This window comes from Marinimicrobium agarilyticum DSM 16975, from assembly GCF_000423345.1.
Lineage (GTDB): Bacteria > Pseudomonadota > Gammaproteobacteria > Pseudomonadales > Cellvibrionaceae > Marinimicrobium > Marinimicrobium agarilyticum.
This window is the reverse complement of sequence record NZ_AUHU01000003.1, coordinates 543,833-562,113: the sequence shown is the minus strand read 5'-3', so window position 1 is coordinate 562,113 and position 18,281 is coordinate 543,833. Positions and strand designations below refer to the sequence as shown.

Annotated in this window: 18 protein-coding genes; 1 reads left to right on the top strand and 17 read right to left on the bottom strand. The window is 58.3% G+C overall.

Translation table 11 applies throughout. The features are described 5' to 3' along the window. Positions 1-7 precede the first annotated feature (7 nt). The 10 genes from G547_RS0102430 to glyA all read right to left on the bottom strand — a co-directional run bounded on the left by G547_RS0102430 (position 8) and on the right by glyA (position 9,543). Positions 8-913 (bottom strand): NHL repeat-containing protein, encoded by a 906-nt coding sequence (locus tag G547_RS0102430; RefSeq protein WP_051234644.1) that lies wholly within the window; start codon positions 911-913, stop codon positions 8-10. A gap of 33 nt (positions 914-946) precedes the next feature. Next, the gene (gene acs / locus G547_RS0102425) at positions 947-2,881 is read right to left on the bottom strand and encodes an acetate--CoA ligase (protein ID WP_027328473.1); all 1,935 of its coding nucleotides are present in this window, start codon (positions 2,879-2,881) and stop codon (positions 947-949) included. A 235-nt stretch (positions 2,882-3,116) separates the two neighbouring features. After that, positions 3,117-3,497, bottom strand: a complete 381-nt coding sequence (gene panD, locus G547_RS0102420) for an aspartate 1-decarboxylase (RefSeq protein ID WP_027328472.1) — start codon at positions 3,495-3,497, stop codon at positions 3,117-3,119. Positions 3,498-3,523: 26 nt separating this feature from the next. After that, entirely contained in the window at positions 3,524-4,378 is an 855-nt protein-coding gene (gene panC, locus G547_RS0102415; RefSeq protein ID WP_027328471.1) for a pantoate--beta-alanine ligase, read from the bottom strand. Positions 4,379-4,544: 166 nt separating this feature from the next. Next, positions 4,545-5,885: a replicative DNA helicase gene (dnaB, locus tag G547_RS0102410; protein WP_036186822.1), complete on the bottom strand. Its 1,341-nt coding sequence runs from the start codon at positions 5,883-5,885 to the stop codon at positions 4,545-4,547. Positions 5,886-6,065: 180 nt separating this feature from the next. Next, a complete protein-coding gene (rplI, locus tag G547_RS0102405; RefSeq protein ID WP_027328469.1) occupies positions 6,066-6,512 on the bottom strand; it encodes a 50S ribosomal protein L9 in 447 nt (148 codons plus the stop codon). A gap of 48 nt (positions 6,513-6,560) precedes the next feature. Further along, positions 6,561-7,406: a hypothetical protein gene (locus G547_RS0102400; protein ID WP_027328468.1), complete on the bottom strand. Its 846-nt coding sequence runs from the start codon at positions 7,404-7,406 to the stop codon at positions 6,561-6,563. A 37-nt stretch (positions 7,407-7,443) separates the two neighbouring features. After that, complete coding sequence (gene rpsR, locus G547_RS0102395; protein WP_027328467.1) at positions 7,444-7,671, bottom strand: 30S ribosomal protein S18; 228 nt, start codon at positions 7,669-7,671, stop codon at positions 7,444-7,446. Between the two features lie 3 nt (positions 7,672-7,674). Further along, complete coding sequence (rpsF, locus tag G547_RS0102390; protein ID WP_027328466.1) at positions 7,675-8,124, bottom strand: 30S ribosomal protein S6; 450 nt, start codon at positions 8,122-8,124, stop codon at positions 7,675-7,677. A gap of 153 nt (positions 8,125-8,277) precedes the next feature. Further along, positions 8,278-9,543 carry a serine hydroxymethyltransferase gene (glyA, locus tag G547_RS0102385; RefSeq protein ID WP_027328465.1) on the bottom strand — a complete coding sequence of 422 codons (1,266 nt, stop codon included), beginning with the start codon at positions 9,541-9,543 and terminating at the stop codon, positions 8,278-8,280. A 367-nt stretch (positions 9,544-9,910) separates the two neighbouring features. Here glyA and G547_RS19770 point away from each other — a divergent pair, with 367 nt between their 5' ends. After that, on the top strand, positions 9,911-11,182 hold the full coding sequence (locus G547_RS19770; protein ID WP_051234642.1) for a DUF3300 domain-containing protein: 1,272 nt from the start codon (positions 9,911-9,913) through the stop codon (positions 11,180-11,182). A 62-nt stretch (positions 11,183-11,244) separates the two neighbouring features. On the opposite strand, the gene G547_RS0102375 is transcribed toward G547_RS19770, so the two are convergent. The 7 genes from G547_RS0102375 to G547_RS0102345 form a co-directional block, all read right to left on the bottom strand. Next, positions 11,245-12,339, bottom strand: coding sequence for a hypothetical protein (locus G547_RS0102375; RefSeq protein WP_027328464.1), 1,095 nt, complete (start codon positions 12,337-12,339; stop codon positions 11,245-11,247). After that, positions 12,336-13,613: a TIGR02270 family protein gene (locus G547_RS19765; protein WP_051234640.1), complete on the bottom strand. Its 1,278-nt coding sequence runs from the start codon at positions 13,611-13,613 to the stop codon at positions 12,336-12,338. The genes G547_RS0102375 and G547_RS19765 overlap by 4 nt, the downstream gene beginning before the upstream one ends. Positions 13,614-13,619: 6 nt before the next feature. After that, entirely contained in the window at positions 13,620-14,000 is a 381-nt protein-coding gene (locus G547_RS0102365) for a DUF4150 domain-containing protein (protein ID WP_027328463.1), read from the bottom strand. 44 nt (positions 14,001-14,044) lie between these two features. Next, positions 14,045-15,043 carry a DUF2169 family type VI secretion system accessory protein gene (locus G547_RS0102360; protein ID WP_027328462.1) on the bottom strand — a complete coding sequence of 333 codons (999 nt, stop codon included), beginning with the start codon at positions 15,041-15,043 and terminating at the stop codon, positions 14,045-14,047. Positions 15,044-15,055: 12 nt separating this feature from the next. Then, positions 15,056-15,571, bottom strand: a complete 516-nt coding sequence (locus G547_RS22445; RefSeq protein WP_051234638.1) for a DUF6484 domain-containing protein — start codon at positions 15,569-15,571, stop codon at positions 15,056-15,058. 25 nt (positions 15,572-15,596) lie between these two features. Further along, a complete protein-coding gene (locus G547_RS0102350; protein ID WP_027328461.1) occupies positions 15,597-17,579 on the bottom strand; it encodes a type VI secretion system Vgr family protein in 1,983 nt (660 codons plus the stop codon). Positions 17,580-17,699: 120 nt separating this feature from the next. Continuing rightward, positions 17,700-18,182 (bottom strand): Hcp family type VI secretion system effector, encoded by a 483-nt coding sequence (locus tag G547_RS0102345; RefSeq protein ID WP_027328460.1) that lies wholly within the window; start codon positions 18,180-18,182, stop codon positions 17,700-17,702. Between the last annotated feature and the right edge of the window lie 99 nt (positions 18,183-18,281).

Sequence of the window (18,281 nt, the reverse complement as noted above, 5' to 3'; positions counted from 1 at the left end):
AGCTCAATCAGCGCCAGCGATAGGCGACCACCGAGTTGGTAAAGAAGGTCGGGATATAGGCGATACCATCGACCGGGTTCCAGCCGAGATCAGCGGTGTTCATTCTCGGGTCACGGGTATCCATCAGGCGGGTAACCTCGCCGTTCTTGACGTGATACACCAGCCCCACCCAACAGGTGACGAGAAACTCGTCGGCACCGATTTTCTCAACCCCATCAATGCCGGATTCAAAACCGGTGGCAACGGTTTCCTGCTGACCGTCGGCGGCCACCTTAAGCAACGTTTTGCCCGCGCCGATATACAGGGTGTCGCCATCGGCATAAAGCCCGTTGGGATCTTCAAGCCCTTCGAGGAACAGTTCCGCGCCAGCACCACGACCGATCTGATGAACCTTGCCGGTGCGAGTATCGGACACATAAACTTCACCGCTGTCATCAATGGCCACATCATTCAGAAAGACCGCGCCTTCGACCGGAATGCGTGCCTGCACCTGCCCGGTTTTCAAACGGATCGCCACCACTTCATCCAGGTCAGCCACGTACAGGGTGTCGCGCAAAATCGCCATGCCTTTGGGCGCATCCAGGCCGGTCACCCAGTCCTGATCCAGAATTTCGCCACTGAGGGATAGCTTGGCAATTCCTCCTTTGCCATCGGCCTTGTTGCCCTCGCCATCAATTTCGGAGACTAACAGGTAGGGCTCGCCTTCCGCCTCGTAGTAAAGAACAGATTCAGGCACTCGCAGCCCTTGCGTTTCCCATTGGCGCTCAAGCCGCTCAGGCGCCTTTGACTGGACCGCGGGCTCAGCCTTTTCTGCCAGAGAAGGCATCGCATTCACAAGCAGGCTGGCACCGACGATGACCGCCGGTAACAGCGCCTGCCAGGGTTGATGATTCTTCCGCCGTTTCTCTCTCATGTTCGACTCCCCTAGGGGTTATTGTGGGGCGGTTCAACCGCCCCGGTTTTCGATCAGATCATCGACGACGGTCGGGTCGGCCAGTGTGGAGGTGTCCCCCAGGCTATCCAATTCATCCGCGGCAATTTTACGCAGAATACGCCGCATGATTTTACCCGAGCGGGTCTTGGGCAGTCCCGGCGCCCACTGGATAATGTCCGGCTTGGCGATGGCGCCGATCTCTTTGACGCAGAGGGCCACCAACTCCTTGCGCAACTCGTCGCTGGGCTCTTCACCGCTCATGAGCGTCACGTAGGCATAAATGCCCTGCCCTTTGATGTCGTGGGGATAACCCACCACGGCCGCTTCGGAGACTTTGGGGTGAAGCACCAGGGCACTCTCCACTTCGGCGGTCCCCATGCGGTGACCGGAGACGTTCAACACATCGTCCACCCGACCGGTGATCCAGTAGTAGCCGTCTTCGTCGCGACGGGCCCCATCACCGGTGAAATAATACCCGGGATAGGTGCTGTAATAGGTATCGATGCAGCGCTGGTGATCCCCGTAGACGGTGCGAAGCTGACTGGGCCAGGGGGCCTTGATCGCCAGGTTGCCGGATCCGGCGCCCTTGATTTCATTACCATCATTGTCCAGCAGCACCGGCTGCACCCCGAAAAACGGCAGGGTGGCCGAGCCGGGCTTGAGGTCCGTGGCGCCCGGCAGCGGCGTCAACATATGGGCACCGGTTTCGGTCTGCCACCAGGTATCCATGATCGGGCAGCGGCTGTTCCCCACCACCTGGTAGTACCACTCCCATGCCTCCGGGTTGATGGGCTCACCCACCGTACCCAGTAGCTTGAGGGACTCGCGCGAGGTCTGGGTCACCCATTTGTCACCCGCTCCCATGAGCGCACGAATGGCCGTGGGTGCGGTATAGAAGGTATTGACCTGGTGCTTGTCCACAACCTGCCAGCAACGGGAGGCGTCCGGATAGGTGGGTACCCCTTCAAACATGACGGTAGTCGCGCCATTGGCCAAAGGCCCGTAAACGATATAGGTGTGGCCGGTCACCCAGCCCACGTCGGCCGTGCACCAGTACACATCCCCTTCCTGGTGGTCGAATACGTACTTGTGGGTCATGGCCGCCTGCAGCAAATAGCCACCGGTGGTGTGCATCACTCCCTTGGGCTTGCCGGTAGAGCCGGAGGTATAGAGGATAAAAAGCGGATCCTCGGCGTCCATCATTTCCGGTTCGCAATGGTCCGGTTGAGTCTCGACGGTGTCGTCGTACCAGATGTCCCGCCCTTCTTTCCAGGCAATGTCGGCGCCGGTGCGCTTCACCACCAGGCAGGTGTGCACGTCGGGGCAGTTATCCAGGGCCTTTTCCGCATTGGTTTTGAGTGGGATACGCTTGCCGCCGCGAACCCCCTCGTCCGCCGTGATCAAGACGCGGCAATCCGCATCGAGAATGCGGTCCTTCAGCGCATCCGGCGAAAAGCCCCCAAAGACCACAGAATGAATCGCACCGACCCGGGCACAGGCCAACATGGCGTAAGTGGCCTCGGGAATCATCGGCATATAAATGCACACCCGATCGCCCTTTTTGACGCCGCGCTCACGCAACAGATTGGCCAGGCGGTTTACTTCGGTGGACAGCTCACGATAGGTGATCATCTGATCTTCAGCGGGGTCATCCCCTTCCCAGATGATGGCCACCTGGTCCGCGCGGGTTTCCAGGTGACGATCAATACAGTTGACACTCACATTGAGCTTGCCGCCTTTGAACCAGGCGATTTGCCCTTTGCGCAGATCGCTCTCGCACACCGTATCCCAGCGTTTGTCCCAGGTCAGGAAGGCCTCGGCCTGCTCCGCCCAGAAACTGTCGGGATCCTCCACCGAGCGCTGATACATTTCACGATACCCTTGAGCATCGATAGCGGCGTGCGCCTTAAAGGCGTCGGGAACAGGGTACAGATGTTGTTCGGACATGAATGGCCTCGCTTGCTGATGTCTATTATCCGATCATTGTTGACGATGTCGCAGAGCTATAGAGGTAAAGCTTAACAGCAGTTCGCAAAATTGGCCACAGACAACGTTGTCAATCAGAGGTAACCATCTCCCGCGAAAGACATTTCTGGTTGCGGATATTTGAAAGGGAGGCAAAGACGAAAGCTCTCCCTCAGCAAGAGCGTCTTGCCCTGGCTGAGGGGGAACTCGATTAAGGTTACGCCACTTGGGTAGGGATGGTATTCGAGGTCCGCTCGACGCGGTTGGATTCATCCAGGTAGACAAGGCGGGGCTTATGGTTCAGCAGCTCCGCCTCACTGTACTGGCCGTAGCTGGCAATAATAACCCGGTCGCCCACCTGAACCTTGCGCGCGGCAGCGCCGTTCATGGAAATGGTGCCCGAGCCCGCCTCGGCGAGAATGACGTAGGTGGTGAACCGCTCGCCATTGTTGACGTTGTAGATGTCGATTTGCTCGAATTCGCGCAAACCCGCCAGCTCCACCAGATCGCGATCAATCGCGCAGGAGCCGTCGTACCAGAGTTCGGCCTGCGTTACCGCGGCCATGTGCAGTTTGCCTTTCAGCAGGGTTGAAAGCATAAGCTTCTCCCGTGTTCGGTGCGGACTTAAGCGTCCAACACAAGGGATACATTGTCAATCAAGCGCGCTCCCCGGGTGTACATGGCACCCAGGATGGTAATCTCGGCATCGTCGTCCGCTGCCGGGTCCAGTGTGTGGCTGTTGCACACGCTGACATAGTCGGGCCTGAAACCCGCCGCCTGAATCTGTTCCTTCGCGGCCGTGGCCAGCGCAAGATAATCCCGCCGACCGCCTTGAATCTGCTCCCGGATCCAACACAGACTCCGGTATAACTGAGACACCGCCGGGCGCTCATCCTCACCAATAAAACTGTTGCGCGAACTGAGCGCCAAACCGTCACTTTCGCGGACAATCTCTCCGGCCCGGATTTCAACGGGAAGGCACAGATCCTCCACCATCCGGCGTATGACGGCCAGTTGCTGAAAGTCTTTGGCGCCAAACACTGCTTCATCGGGCTGAACAATGTTGAACAACTTGGTCACCACGGTGGTGACGCCCTCGAAGTGGCCGGGCCGGCTGGCGCCGCACAGCACATCTGTCATGGAGGGCACGACGACGCGGGTCTGCTCCGCCATACCGTTGGGATAAATCTCCGTCTCGTCCGGGCAGAACAGGTAGTCGCAGCCCACCGCTTCCAGCTTGGCCGTATCGGCCTCCAGGGTTCTGGGGTACTTGTCCCAGTCTTCGTTGAGCCCGAACTGCAGGGGATTGACGAAGATACTGGTCACCACACAGTCACAGTGCACCCGAGCCTGCTTTACCAGCGCCAGGTGCGCATCGTGGAGGTTGCCCATGGTGGGCACAAAGCCGATACGCTTGCCCTGGCGACGCTCATCGGCCAGCGCTTTGCGCAACGACTGGATCTGGTGAAAAACCTGCATGACTGGCTCGTTTCAGCGGCGATGTGGCGTCTTGATCTCAGCGCCCGCGACAAGCCGGACGTTACCATTTTACCCAGAGTGGGGCGGGGATAATACACGCTCGAATCGCCATGTACAATCTTTGTTCAATGGACCCACTTGGCGGCGCCAAACGTTGCTTTTGACGTCAATACTCGTCCTGCTGCATGTATTCAGGCGCCAGGTTCTCAAAGCGCGTGTACTTGCCGATAAAGGCCGCCCGACTGGTACCCACCTCCCCGTTACGCTGCTTGCCGACAATCAGCTCGGCCACCCCCTTATCCGGGCTGTCTTCATTGTAGTATTCATCCCGATAGATGAACAAAATCACGTCGGCATCCTGCTCGATGGAGCCCGACTCCCGCAGGTCCGAGTTCATCGGGCGTTTGTTGGGACGCTGCTCCACCCCCCGGTTGAGCTGGGAAAGAGCGATAACCGGACAGTCGAACTCTTTCGCCATGGCCTTGAGCGAGCGAGAAATTTCCGAGACCTCCTGGGTCCGCCCCTCGCTGGGGCCACTCAGCTGCATCAGCTGCAGGTAGTCCACCATGATCATGCCCGGGTTGCCGTGTTCCCGTGAGATACGACGCACCCGTGCCCGCATCTCCGTGGGAGAGAGGCCCGGGGTATCGTCGATAAACAGGAGCTTGTCTTTAAGCTTGCTGACCGCCGCGGACAGCTTGGGCCAATCCTCTTCGGTGAGCTTGCCGTTACGGATTTTTCCCTGATCAATTCGCCCGATAGACGACATCATCCGCATCACCAGGGAGGCCGAGGGCATCTCCATGCTGAACACCAGAGTGGGACGGGACTGGGTGAAAATGGAAGATTCAACAAAATTCAGCGCGAGCGCGGTCTTACCCATAGAGGGCCGGGCCGCGAGAATGATGAGTTCTCCGGGCTGCCAGCCGGAGGTGCGCTTGTCCAGGTCCTCCAGGCCGGAGCTGACCCCGGTGAGATCGCTGCCGGAGCGAAACAGCTCGTCAATCCGCTGAACGGTGCTTTTCAGCAGTTCGTTCAGCTCGAGCAATCCGCCCTCTTTGGGCCGATCCTCAGCGATTTCCGCCACCCGTTTTTCGGCGATCTGCAGCAGATCATCAGCATCCAACCCCAAGGGGTTATAGCCGGACTTGCTGATTTCCTGAGCGACGCTGATCAGTTGTCGGAGCGTAGAACGCTCCCGCACGATGTTGGCGTAGGCCAGGATATTGGCCGCACTCGGGGTGTTGGCGGCCAGTTCGGTCAGGTAGCCCAAACCACCAACACGTTCAAGCTCGTCGTGACGGTGCAACTCTTCCGAGAGGGTAATGACATCCAGCGGCTGGTTTTCTTCCGACAGCTCACACATCATCTTGAAGATCTGCCGGTGGTCGTCCCGGAAGAAATCTTTTTCGGAGAGCATTTCGCGCACGGCTTCCAGGCGCATGTTCTCCAGCATCAGGCCACCCAATACCGCCTGCTCGGCTTCTACCGAGTGGGGCGGAGGCATTTTGGCCGGAGAGGTTTCCTCCTCCGGCGGTATATCCAGCGGTAAGTCAGACATGGAATCTCATCAGGGGTTGTCACACACAAAAACGGGCACTATCGATTGCTCCCCGAGGGGTCGATAGTGCCCGAATTCGTCAGATTTGTCACCGGCGAGCCACGCGGGCCCGCCCCTGAGGGTGGATTACTCGGCCACCACGCTCAGCTTGACAGTCTGAGTCACCTCGGCGTGCACCTGCACGTCGATTTCGTACTCACCGGTTTCGCGAATCGCGCCCTGGGGCAGCTTCACTTCCGACTTACTGACTTCAACGCCAGCTTTGGTGATCGCTTCGGCGATGTCACGCGTGCCGACGGAACCGAACAGCTTGCCTTCGTCCCCGGCATTGGCAGCGATGGTGACGCTGACTTCGGCCAGCTTGGCAGCGCGACCTTCCGCTCCACTCAACTTCTCGGCGGCAGCCGCTTCGAGCTCGGCGCGGCGCGCTTCAAATTCCTTCACGTTTTCCGGTGTCGCCGGAATCGCTTTGCCCTGCGGCAGCAGGAAGTTGCGGCCGAAGCCGGCTTTAACGGCAACCTGGTCACCAATGCCACCAAGCTTGCCCACTTTCTCAAGCAGAATAACGTCCATCTCGTATACCCTCTAAGTTGTATGATCCGGCGAGCGAAGCGCGGGCCGTCAGGCCCGGGGTTTTGCCCGCTCGCGAAAATTCAGCCATGTATCCAGAAATGCGAACAGCACCAACAGATGCGCTACAAGGCCCAGTAAAAACAGGGCACCATAAAACAACACCAACCACTGTGTGCCCCAGCCTCTTATTGCCGCGAGACCGTGCACCACGGCAACCCCCTGAAACAGCAGGGGCAGCGCAAACAGCCAGAACCAGAGCGTGTAGTCCAGGTTCTGAAAGAGGCAGTACATCGCTGCGGCCATGCACACCGCCGCCTGCGCCGGATGGAGCTTCAAGGCCCTGAATTCAGCGCCGAAGCCACCGGGGTTCACCACCAGCGACTGCCACCAGCGCCCGAGTATCAGGCCCAGCGCTGAGGGAAATGCCATACTGCAGGCAACTACCCCCACCGCAAAGGTGATACCGATTGCCGGCACGTCACCCTCTGGGCCTCTCATTTCGCTCCAGGCCTGCTCAAACCAGCCTTGCACTGCCTGAACGCTCTCCGGCAATGCCACGGCCAACAACAACGAGAACAAGCTCGCCAGCGCCACCAACGCCATCAGGCAGGTGGGCCAGCCGCTCCCGCGCCGCAGCAGCAGGGCGGCCATAAAAGTCAGGGCCGTGCCGCCCATCACCATCAGAGCCATCGCCGGAGCGATCTGGCTGATCCCGAGCAATAACAACGCCGGGAGCAAGCCCCAGAGTAGAATCAGCAGCCCGTTGTTTGCTCCCGCGCGCAAGGTGACCAACGCCACCGCGGCGGGAGTGAGCAGTGGTATCCAGTTTCCGATCAGGGCAACCACTGCAGCCTGCAGACGACCGCGCAATATGAACTCAGCCAGCGCCCGCAAGTTCGCACTCCTTCAACAACCGATAAAACGCCGCGTCTTACTCGTGGCTATCGGTGTACGGAATCAGAGCCAGGTAGCGAGCGCGCTTGATCGCTGAGGACAGCTGGCGCTGATACTTGGCCTTGGTACCGGTAATACGGCTGGGTACAATCTTGCCGGTTTCGGTGATGTACGCCTTCAGTGTTTCCAGATCTTTGTAATCAATGTGCTTCACGCCTTCGGCGGTGAAACGGCAAAACTTGCGACGACGGAAAAAACGTGCCATCTCTTATTCCCCTTCTTTCTCGGTTGCGGCTTCAGACTTCTCGTCAGACGAGTTGTCATCGTCCGAGGAAGCGTTATCACCCTCTTCGCGGCGCGCCGGGCGAGTCTGCTTGGAGGTGCGCTCGCGGGCATCTTTGTCCGCTTTCAGGATGGGAGAATCTTCGGTGATGGCTTCGTCTTCGCGAATCACGAGGTTACGCAGGACGGCATCGTTGTAACGGAAGTTGGTGGTCAACTCTTCCAGCGCCTCATCGGTGCACTCGACGTTCATGAGTACATAGTGAGCCTTGTGGATTTTGTTGATGGAGTAAGCCATCTGACGGCGACCCCAGTCTTCCAGACGGTGGACCTGGCCACCGGTGTTTTTGACGCTGGCGGTATAGCGCTCGATCATACCGGGCACTTGCTCGCTCTGGTCAGGATGGACCATAAAGACAATTTCGTAATGACGCATTGTTGCTCCTTACGGGTGAAAGCTTCCCCCGATAACCATCGGAGTGAAGCAAGGAGTGGCACGGGCCAAAAGGCCCGGGCCGGTTAGGGGCGGCTATTCTAGGGAGTTTGCAGGGGGGTTGCAAGCACAGCTGCGCACTTTTTGCACAGCCCTTCAGCGGCCATAGACCGGGAACTTGCCACAAACATCCAGCACCTTGCCTTTGACTTCGTCAATCACGGCGTCGGCACTGCCCGCCTCCAGGGCATCCAGAATGTCACACATCCAGCCCGCCAATTGCTTGCACTCCTCTTCGCGGAAGCCGCGAGTGGTGATGGCCGGGGTGCCGACACGCAGGCCAGAGGTGATGAAAGGAGAGCGCGGATCGTTGGGCACGGCATTCTTGTTGACAGTAATATTGGCCCGGCCCAACGCCTCATCGGCGTCTTTACCGGTGTATTCCTTACCGATCAGGTCCACCAGCATAAGATGGTTTTCGGTGCCACCCGAAACGATCTTGATACCGCGCTCAATGAATGTGGAAGCCATTGCCTTGGCGTTTTTCACAACCTGCTGCTGGTACTCTTTATAGGCGGGGCTCATTGCCTCTTTGAAACTGATGGCCTTGGCGGCAATCACGTGCATCAAGGGGCCGCCCTGACCGCCGGGGAATACCGCGGAATTGAGCTTCTTCTCAATCTCTTCATTGGCCTTGGCCAGGATGATCCCACCCCGAGGCCCGCGAAGCGTTTTATGGGTTGTGGAGGTGGTGACATCGGCAATCTGCACCGGGCTCGGGTAGACCCCGGCCGCAACCAGACCGGCCACGTGGGCCATATCGACCAGCAAGTAAGCGCCCACTTCGTCAGCGATGTCCCGGAATTTCTGCCAATCGACGATCTGGGAGTAGGCGGAAAAACCGGCCACGATCATGCGCGGCTTGTGCTCACGGGCCAGCCGGGCGATTTCTTCATAGTCCAGCTCGCCGGTTTCAAGGTTCAGACCATACTGAACGGCATTGTAGACTTTGCCCGAGAAGTTAGGCTTGGCGCCGTGGGTCAGGTGCCCACCGGCATCCAGGCTCATACCCAGAATAGTGTCGCCCGGCTTACACAGCGCCGCGTACACGGCGGAATTGGCCTGGGAGCCGGAGTGGGGCTGAACATTGGCATAGTCGGCGCCGAACAACGCCTTGGCCCGCTCAATCGCCAGCTGCTCGCTTTGGTCCACATACTCACAGCCACCGTAGTAGCGCTTGCCCGGGTAACCTTCAGCGTACTTGTTGGTCAGTTTGGTGCCCTGGGCGGCCATCACCAACGGGCTGGTGTAGTTCTCCGAGGCAATCAGCTCAATATGCTCTTCCTGGCGACGGCTTTCATTCTGGATGGAACCCCAGATTTCGGGGTCAAAATCGGCAATCGTCTGAGTTTTGTCAAACATGAACACATCCTGAGAAGGGCGACAGGCCAGGCAACAGCCCGCCGGAAGTTAAAAATGGAGCAGAATTGTACACCAATCGACCAGCGCCCTTCCAAGAAAATTCCTCACCTGCAACCGGAGCGTCATTCATTTTGTGGCGTTCAACCCCGCTGCTGACTTGACCGGCCCTCGAGACCATGCAACAAACACCAACCTCTGGCGCGCATGCCGTTAGCCCCCCGCCGCGCGCTGGTGGCGGTGAACTGAACCGGACCGAGACTATCGGGTCCAACCGCTATCCGGCAATATTCAGCTTTGGTTAAGCCGTCCGAGGCTATAAAGGGGGTGTACGCTCGGCGAACGAGCGCCACTTCCGGGAGGACACCCCATGAAGACAAACGCAGTCACACAAGCCATCGGCGCCACTCTGCTCTTGTTGCTGAGCCTTGGCTGCCTGGCCGACGACGACTATTACAGCCAGGCCGAGCTGAACCAGCTACTCGCCCCGATCGCCCTCTACCCCGACACCGTTCTGTCTCACGTTCTGATTGCCAGCACCTACCCACTGGAAGTGGTTCAGGCCCACCGCTGGGCGGAACGTCACCCCGACCAGGACGGCGGCGCGGCCGTGAGCGCGGTCGACAATGAACCCTGGGACCCCAGCGTGAAAGCGCTGGTCGCGTTTCCTCACCTGCTCGAGCGTATGAGCGATGACCTGGACTGGACCCAGCGCCTGGGGGATGCTTTCCTTCAGGATGAGGAAAACGTGCTGGCCAGCGTTCAGGACCTGCGCCAGAGAGCTTACGAGTCCGGGCACCTGAAAACCACGGAACACCAGCAGGTCGTGGTCGAGCAGAAAACCATTATTGTGGAGCCACGGGTCTCGGAGGTCATTTACATTCCCTACTATGACACCCGTGTCGTCTACGGCCCTTGGCGCTGGCACCACCACCCCCCAACGGTTTGGCATCGCCCTTCCCGGGGCTACTGGCATGGCGGCATATTCTGGAGTTTCGGAACCCGGATTGACCATCACGGTTTTTACTTCAGCGGCTTTCAGTGGAGCAACCACCACACGGTGGTCATCGACGTCCACCACGGCCACCAACGTCCGCGCTTTCACTCCAGCCGCAGCGTCGTGCGCTACAAAAAAGCCAAGCGCTGGCACCACAATCCCACCCACCGCCGCGGCGTAGAGTATCGGCACACCAACGTGCGCCACAAATACACCACCCCCGCCCGGGCCCATCGAGCTCAACCGGGCCTGGCCACCGAACGACATCACCGGGCTGCCACCCTGCAACATCGGCTGCACACCCAACCCGAACGCCGCGCGAACGAGCGGGAGCTACCTCGACTGGAGCGGCAGGACAACTACAAAGCACCGTTGAATGCACGCCGGGAAAACCGGGATGACGGAAACCGAACGGAGCAACACAGGGCACAACGACAGGAAACCAACCACGCCAAGGAACAACGCCACACGACCCGGACCGATCGTCACTCCCGAGTGGAACGGCAGGAGCCGAGAGACAGCGCCCGGGAGCGCCAGTACCGCCAACCGGAACGCAGCCAGCAGAGTTTTCAGAGAAGCACAAGGGAACGGGTGGACGCGGCTCGTAACAGTCGAAGCATCACGGATCGCGCGCGGGAACGCTAGAAGAGGCCTTCGTCTCGAGGCAGCTCCGGACGCTTTTCGCCGCGACCCGCTTGGCTCCTGCCTCAGGCCGCTACCGGCTCGGCCTGCAGGCAGATGGCGCCACGGTAGCTCTGATCCGCTGAACCGTACACCAGGTGGGTATCGTCTCCCGGCAGATGCAGGGCCGTCTGACTCGCCAATCCAATCAGCACGGCGCCGGTCGCGGCGCCAATGTCTCCGTAAAACTCCGCCGGGTGATGCACTTTCGGGTCGCTGAAGTTTTGGTGGTTCCGGGTCATGGCGACGCCCAACTCCTTTCCCCAAAAACGTTCGCCATTCGCGCTACTGTATATGTTCTTGATGGTCTTGCCCGCAAAACGCCCCGCAATCGCCTGCTTGAACGCCTGGTCCAACCCCTCACCGCGATAGGGCTTTTCACTGAACCAGTGTCCCGTCTCATAGCCGAAACCCGGTTCCGATAATGCAATCCGTCGGCCCCGATGCTGAAGCGCCTGCGCCGGATCAGAGGTCAACCACAAAAAGCCCGAGGCCTCTCCAGGGGCAAACGCATCGCTGCCCGAGTGGGGCGCCAGGTTCTGCGCCGACAGACGCTTTTGACCATCCAGTAGTTTCAACAGCGGTGAAAACTGATAACTGTCCGCCCCTCCCACCAGAACATTGGTGTGACCCACATCGTACGCATAGTGGAACGCCAGCTTGATCGCCTCGATCGCTGCGGGCCGTCCTATACTGACACTCCGGCTTTTACCCGCGGCGATGGGCAAATGCTCCAGCTGCTCAAACAATGCGCGGGAAAAGCCTTTGCTGATTTGAGAGTCGATTCCGGGATAGGATTCCGGACCGGCGAACAACACCGGTACCGGCACTGAGCCGGCATAAGCTTGAAGAGCCTGGGTGGCCGCCACGCGAGACATGGCCAGCATGCGCTTTTCACGCAGAGACAGCGACGGATAAGCACTGAGATAATGCGGCAGGTCCGGCAGAGCCTGATCGGGAACCAGCGCCTGAATAATCAGTTTTCGATCGCCGGTGAAATACCCACTGGTCGCGTAGCGACTGACCTGCGCTCCGGTTGCCGCCCATACCATTTCGGTCGACCCACCAATGGCGGTAATCATCCCGCTTCCCGCGAGATAAAGCACCCGCTCTGAACTCATAGAACCTCCTGACGTTGCTCGAGACTGGGGAGAGGACATGCCGGTTCAAGCAACGCCCACTCCAGGCCGGCGGCCCGGCGTTGACGCTGATAACCATTTTGAAACACCCCGCGAGCGTGTTCCGCCGACACAGGGCGGCCGAGTAAATAGCGTTGTCCCCCCTCAAACCGGTGTTTGACGGTTTGCCAGAGCATCGTGACTTTTTCAGAGTTGGGCCAAGGCAAGTGCTCATCCTCGTCGGGAGAGGGGACCGGCGTATCCGGCTCGTCCTCGGAGGCGTCGCGCGGGAGTTGAGGCAGCCGGTGGCAGAGCTCCTGATCCTCGAGATGGATGCCGGTAATCTGATAGAAGGCTTCCCCGGCCAACCGGGCGAGCTCGGCACTCTTCATGCAGCCCAGCAGCCACGGAATGGCTTCCGGATCACCGAGCGCCGCCGACGCTTTTATCGCCAGGCGGGGGCCCTCGGATACATCCGCTTTCTGATGCACGATTGAAATCCAGCGCTTGGCCTCGGCGGTGGGTAGAACCCGGGCACCCAGATCCAGCGCCGCGAGTTGGAACCTACCCGGCTCAAGCGCCAGTGGTGTCAGCCCAAGCGCTGCCCGCCGGTCCCCCAAAAGGATCGCCGCCTCATGAGCAGCGAAAAGCACGGCAGACTGTTCTGCCTCACGTGCTTCGGCAATAAACGGCGACAGATCGCGCCGTTTGAAAACACCGGCGGCCTTCACCGCCTCCGCGTAGAGGGTCTCGTTCGCGCGGCAATCCTCTCGTCTTAATATTCGGGTCAAGTAATCGCAGGGGTCCTCACCACGAGCAATGCACGCCGACAGCGCCAGCCGTTTGTGAGCAAGTTCTTTACTGGTGAGAAACCGCTTGAGCCACTCATGACAATACCGTCCGGGCATCCACGCCAATGCGGAAACCAGTGCCGAGACCCCTGTCGGCGTATCCGTGGCCGCTTCCACCGCCCGCTGGATTCGATTCACATCCAGGCTTTGAAACGCTACCACCGAAGCGGTAAACACCTCTCCCGGCTCATTCTGCAGCAGTGCTTTTTGACACGATCGCCACGCCGACTCGGGCGCCATGGACAGCGCCAGAAGCTGACCGTCGATCCGGCTTTCCAACTCAGCCAGATCATGGGGGGAATAGTGTGGCTGGGACAGAGCCCGGGAGCGCAGCAGCCAGAGAAAGGCGCTCTCATCGACGTAGTCGTCGAACTGAGACTCAAAGCCCAGGTCAGGTGCGCTGATATGTTTAATCGCCGCCGTCATGTCCGCCTAACCCATGATGTTTTTCTTGTTGTGATATAAAGGATCGCCCATGCGGCAGACGTTCTTACCTTCCATTTTCACATCAAAAGAATACATCATGTACTCGCACTCGGCCTTGTGCTTACCGCTGATAATGCCCTTTTTTACGCCGGCCTCGTCGCCACTGCTTTTGCTGTACACCGCGCCTTTTACCATCGGCATTTCACCATCCACTTTGACGGATTTCGGCCCTTTTGAGGTATCGGAGGATTGACCAATATTGGGATAGGGTATGGGAATGATCGAAGAGCCCACAGGGGTCTTACAGACATCGGGAAAAACGGTACTCATACCGCCGCTGCCTTTGTGAGCGATACCGCGTCCGTTGGCGAAGGTCGTCTGTGCCATATACCTGATCCTTATGTATTAACTACCTGCAAGGCGCTGCGCCTTCAGGACATTCGCCCCAAAGCCACCTGAACCGATTCGATATCCAGTACTTTTTTAGGGCACTGCATTTGAGCGCGCCAGGTGATCGCCAACCGACGCTGTTCGGGCTCAAGAAGGAGCGTCTCTAATCGAGGCTCCAACGCGGAGACGCTTCCACGCCGCGAGGCTTTCACCGACAGAGTCACCCTCGGGAGATGACCCTGCCAAAGACCTTCCGGATGCATTCCACCCAATGAGAACGGCTCCCCGCCCTCCATCCAGCCCGGGTAAATAAGCCCCGGAGCCGCCACATTAAAAAAGCGCCGGGAAAAATCCTCCGGCGCAAAAGGAGCGCGCGTCTGACGCCACTGTTGATCATAGGTGCCGGCATGGCGTGTTCGCGGCAACCAATTCGGTGCCACCGCCCCCACACCCACCGGCTCGGGATTATCATTCACCGATTGCAACAACGCCTGAGGATGCTCGACATTGGGCAGGGGCTCGCCCTCTGCATCCTCCGCGGAGCAGCGGCCCAGAGCAAACCGACCCACCGGGTTGCGTTCGTCGTACACGACCCAACGCCCGTCCCGTTCAACCGAACCACCGTAAGCCCGTTCGAATCGAATCGGCATCTGCACGAAGGGCTCCGGTGAGGATATTCGGCCACGCTCCCACACTCGATCGCCGAACACGGCCAACTCGCGGCTTACCGAGCCCACCGACACGCCCACCGCCTGTCGGCAGACCGCCCTCGCCTCCTCGCCCCAAGCATGACCTTCCACCAATACATCGGTGGCGGTCTTGCCCAAGTGCTGCTCACTCGGATAACGCAGGCTGGAAGCACCGGGTTCGCCGTAGTAGCTGTCGCCCTGCCAGATGGGATGGGGCTCGTCGGAGACAGTCCAGCCCCCCCGGTCCTCGAACGTCGCCTTGACGATAATGTAAAGCGTGTCAACGCCGCTTTCGTCATTCAGCAGCGACAACTCCGCCTCAAACGGTGTGCTGTTATCAAGCTGGAGCATGTCCCTCGCCCATCAATTCATTTGAATGGAAGCGCCCAGTATCCGGTTCACGCCGCTGGAACGACTGACCAGATGCTCGCCTCTCAACACAATTTTCCCCGATTCGGTCAATGTGATGCTGGCCGCGCCACAACGCAATACAATTTGCTGCTTGCCTTCGATGACCGTTTTCTGGCCGTCCACTTCGGCCTCCATCTTGCCGGGAGAAGTCTCTTCTGATTCTCCTGCAAACTCTTCCAACGCCATATCCAGCGGCGAGTGAACAAACCCGAGCAACACCGGCGCCTGAATACTGCCCCCGGCGAACATGACTACGGCTTGGCGCCCGAGAGCCTCACGGGTCACGCGGGTCGCAGGCGTCGCCAACAACCGATGATAAGCGCCTTTGTACGCCACACGCACACAGGGCAGACCCTGGTCATCGAGATCGACCAAGGTCCCGAGCAAAAACTCACCCTGAGGCCAGTGCTCTTCGAGAACCTCGGTGTCACCCGCTGCTTCGGCGTCGCGCCAAGAGGTTTCCGTCATGTCACTAACATCCCCGCTTTATCGATCAATTGCTGGTCACTTTGCTGCCTTTGAGCACCACATTTCCAGAGCCTTTGACATTGATATTGGCACCACTGATCGTGATATCACCATTGCTCTTCATCTGAATCATGGCGGAGCCGGTTTTCAAGGTAATTTCATCGCCCGCCTGAAGGTTGATGATCTTGGCATCCAGCGAATACTCGTTCTTTACGGACTCCCGGTAATTGCCTTCCACTGACTCGGTCAGATCTTTCTTGACCGTTACCGACATATTGTTGCCGATCACTTCCGAGTGGTTCTCTTTCACCTCGAGCTGCTTATTCGCGCCGATGACCTCCCGATGGTCTTTACCGACGTCAATCGTTTTGTCCTTGCCGATGGTTTCGCTCTGGTTATTGTTAACCGTTTTTTTACGGTCATTCTCGATCAGCGAAGTTTCATCATTACGGACCGTCTTGGTTCGATCGTTGTCGACCGTCAGCGTCTGGTTGTTCTCAACCTCTACGTCGTAGTCCTTCTCGGCGTGAAGCAGAATCTGCTCTGCTCCCTTCTTGTCCTCAAAGCGGAATTCGTTGTAGTTGTCTGGCCCACCGCCCTTTGTCGAGCGGGACTTGAAGCCACTTTGGGTCTTGGAGCTGTACACCGGCCGGTTCTTGGCGTTGTAAACCGCTCCGGTGACCAGGGGCCGATCCGGATCGCCATTGACGAAGTCCACAACCACTTCCTGCCCGATTCGGGGAATAAACGATGCACCCCATTGGTTGCCCGCCCAGGACTGAGCCACTCTGAGATAGCATGAGCTGTCCTCGTTGCGCTGGCCTTCGCGGTCCCAGTGGAACTGGACTTTAATACGACCGTACTCGTCAATGTAAATCTCTTCCCCTTCGGGGCCAACCACCCATGCCGTTTGCGGGCCGGGCATAACGGGCCTTTTATGCAGGCGCTTGGGCCGGATGACCGTGTCGGAGGGCACGCAGATAAATTCGTTCTGGTACTTCTGGTCCGCTTCCCCACCCGTGGTCTGAGTTTCGTCGAGCACTTCGTGGGTGACTTCCAGCAGGATGTAGGTTCCCTTTTCCGCACTGGATTCGTGCTTGGCGAGGGAGAACTTTCCTCCGGCCAGAAGCTGGCTGCAATTTGACTTTCCGAAAACCTGGTCCCGCTGAACCTCCTCAGCCTGCATGCGAAGCTTGGGAATCAGGTCTGGCTCAGCCAAATTGTAGAATGCGGGGTACTCATAGTGTTCAAATTGGCTATTCCGAGCGAAATCGCTTTGGCTTTGCGCTGAATCCAGCAGTGATTTGTCGGGCTCGGTAAGATCAAAATCAGTCAGCGACCAGGTGCCTTTGTGATATTGATAGCGGTGCTCCCACTGGTGAATTTGCCTGTCCGGCGACACGCCCAGAGAGTATTCCAGGTCACTGTCGGGCAACGTGGGGTAGGCGTTGGGTTGATCCACCAGGATCATCTTGTGCTTGCCGCTGGTATGTTCGAAGAAGAAGGCGATGCCGTCTTCCTCCAGCAACCTCCGCACGAAGTGCAGGTCGCTCTCATTATGCTGGACGCAATACTCTCTAACGGCGCCACCTTCGGCGCGGAAGTCGAAATCCTTCAAACCTTGTTCGGCGAAGATATCGCTGACAATATCCTTGGTTGTCTTGTTTTGAAAGACTCGGTGATTATTGGAGTACTGCAAAAAGGATAACCACGGCTTGAGTACCATGGTATAGGTTCTGAGGTTGTCGTCCTTAACTTCGCCGACCGTGAACTGGTCAACGTGCCCGGAAAACTCACGCTCTTTTCCGTCCTGGATTGTGACGCACCCGAGCTTCCCCATCACGTCCTTCGCTTTTATGTCCAGCTTTTCGGACACGAGGGTCAGTGTGAACGCATATACGTCCGACACCCGTTCTGCACCCTTCAGGGATTTGACGAGAAATGTGTCTTTTCCGAGTGAAAAGTCGCTGATGGCGACCAGACGATTTTCCTGAGTAAGCTGCCCCATAGACTTAGCAACCTTTTAGCCACGCGACCTGGCGCGGTATCGTTCCTTGGATCCAGAACTGCGGGAGCTCTGGCGAATGAATATGATGCCCCGGAGAACCTCCGGGGCAAAATGCGCCTTTTACAGCGGCTTGGCGGTCGTCAAGTCGTAACCCACGCGCTGCGGGCTGGAAGACTTGTTGGACTTGTCGAAGTCATTGTAGTTAACCATGATCTTCGAGAAGCTCAGGGAGATGGTCTCGACCGGGTCACCGTCTCCGCTGCCGGAAATCTGATAACCGCTGACCAGAACATCTTCCAGTACATAATCCATGTACTCGGTAACCTTGTCGGCACCCGTCTGCACGAACTTGACGGTTACTTTCTTACCCGCGGAACCGGTCACGGCTTCCTTGAACAGAGCGGTTGCCGAGTTGTCAGCCACTTTGGTCAGGGTTACTTCGCTTACGGTGGGGCGAGTCGCTTCACGGTTGGACAGGTTGCCGGGCTCCATAGAGATGCCGCGACCTACACCGAAAGACAGGGACTGAACAGCAATGTGGTCCTTATAACCCTCCGCTGTTACGTTTCCTTTGATGCCTTCGTATTCAAGATAAATTGCCATTGTTTAGTCTCCTTGCGTTTGCTGTTTGTAGATAGCCAGACCTGAATGCAACTCCCGACTGACAATTTCCTGAACCCTGTTCGCATTCAACAATTTGTC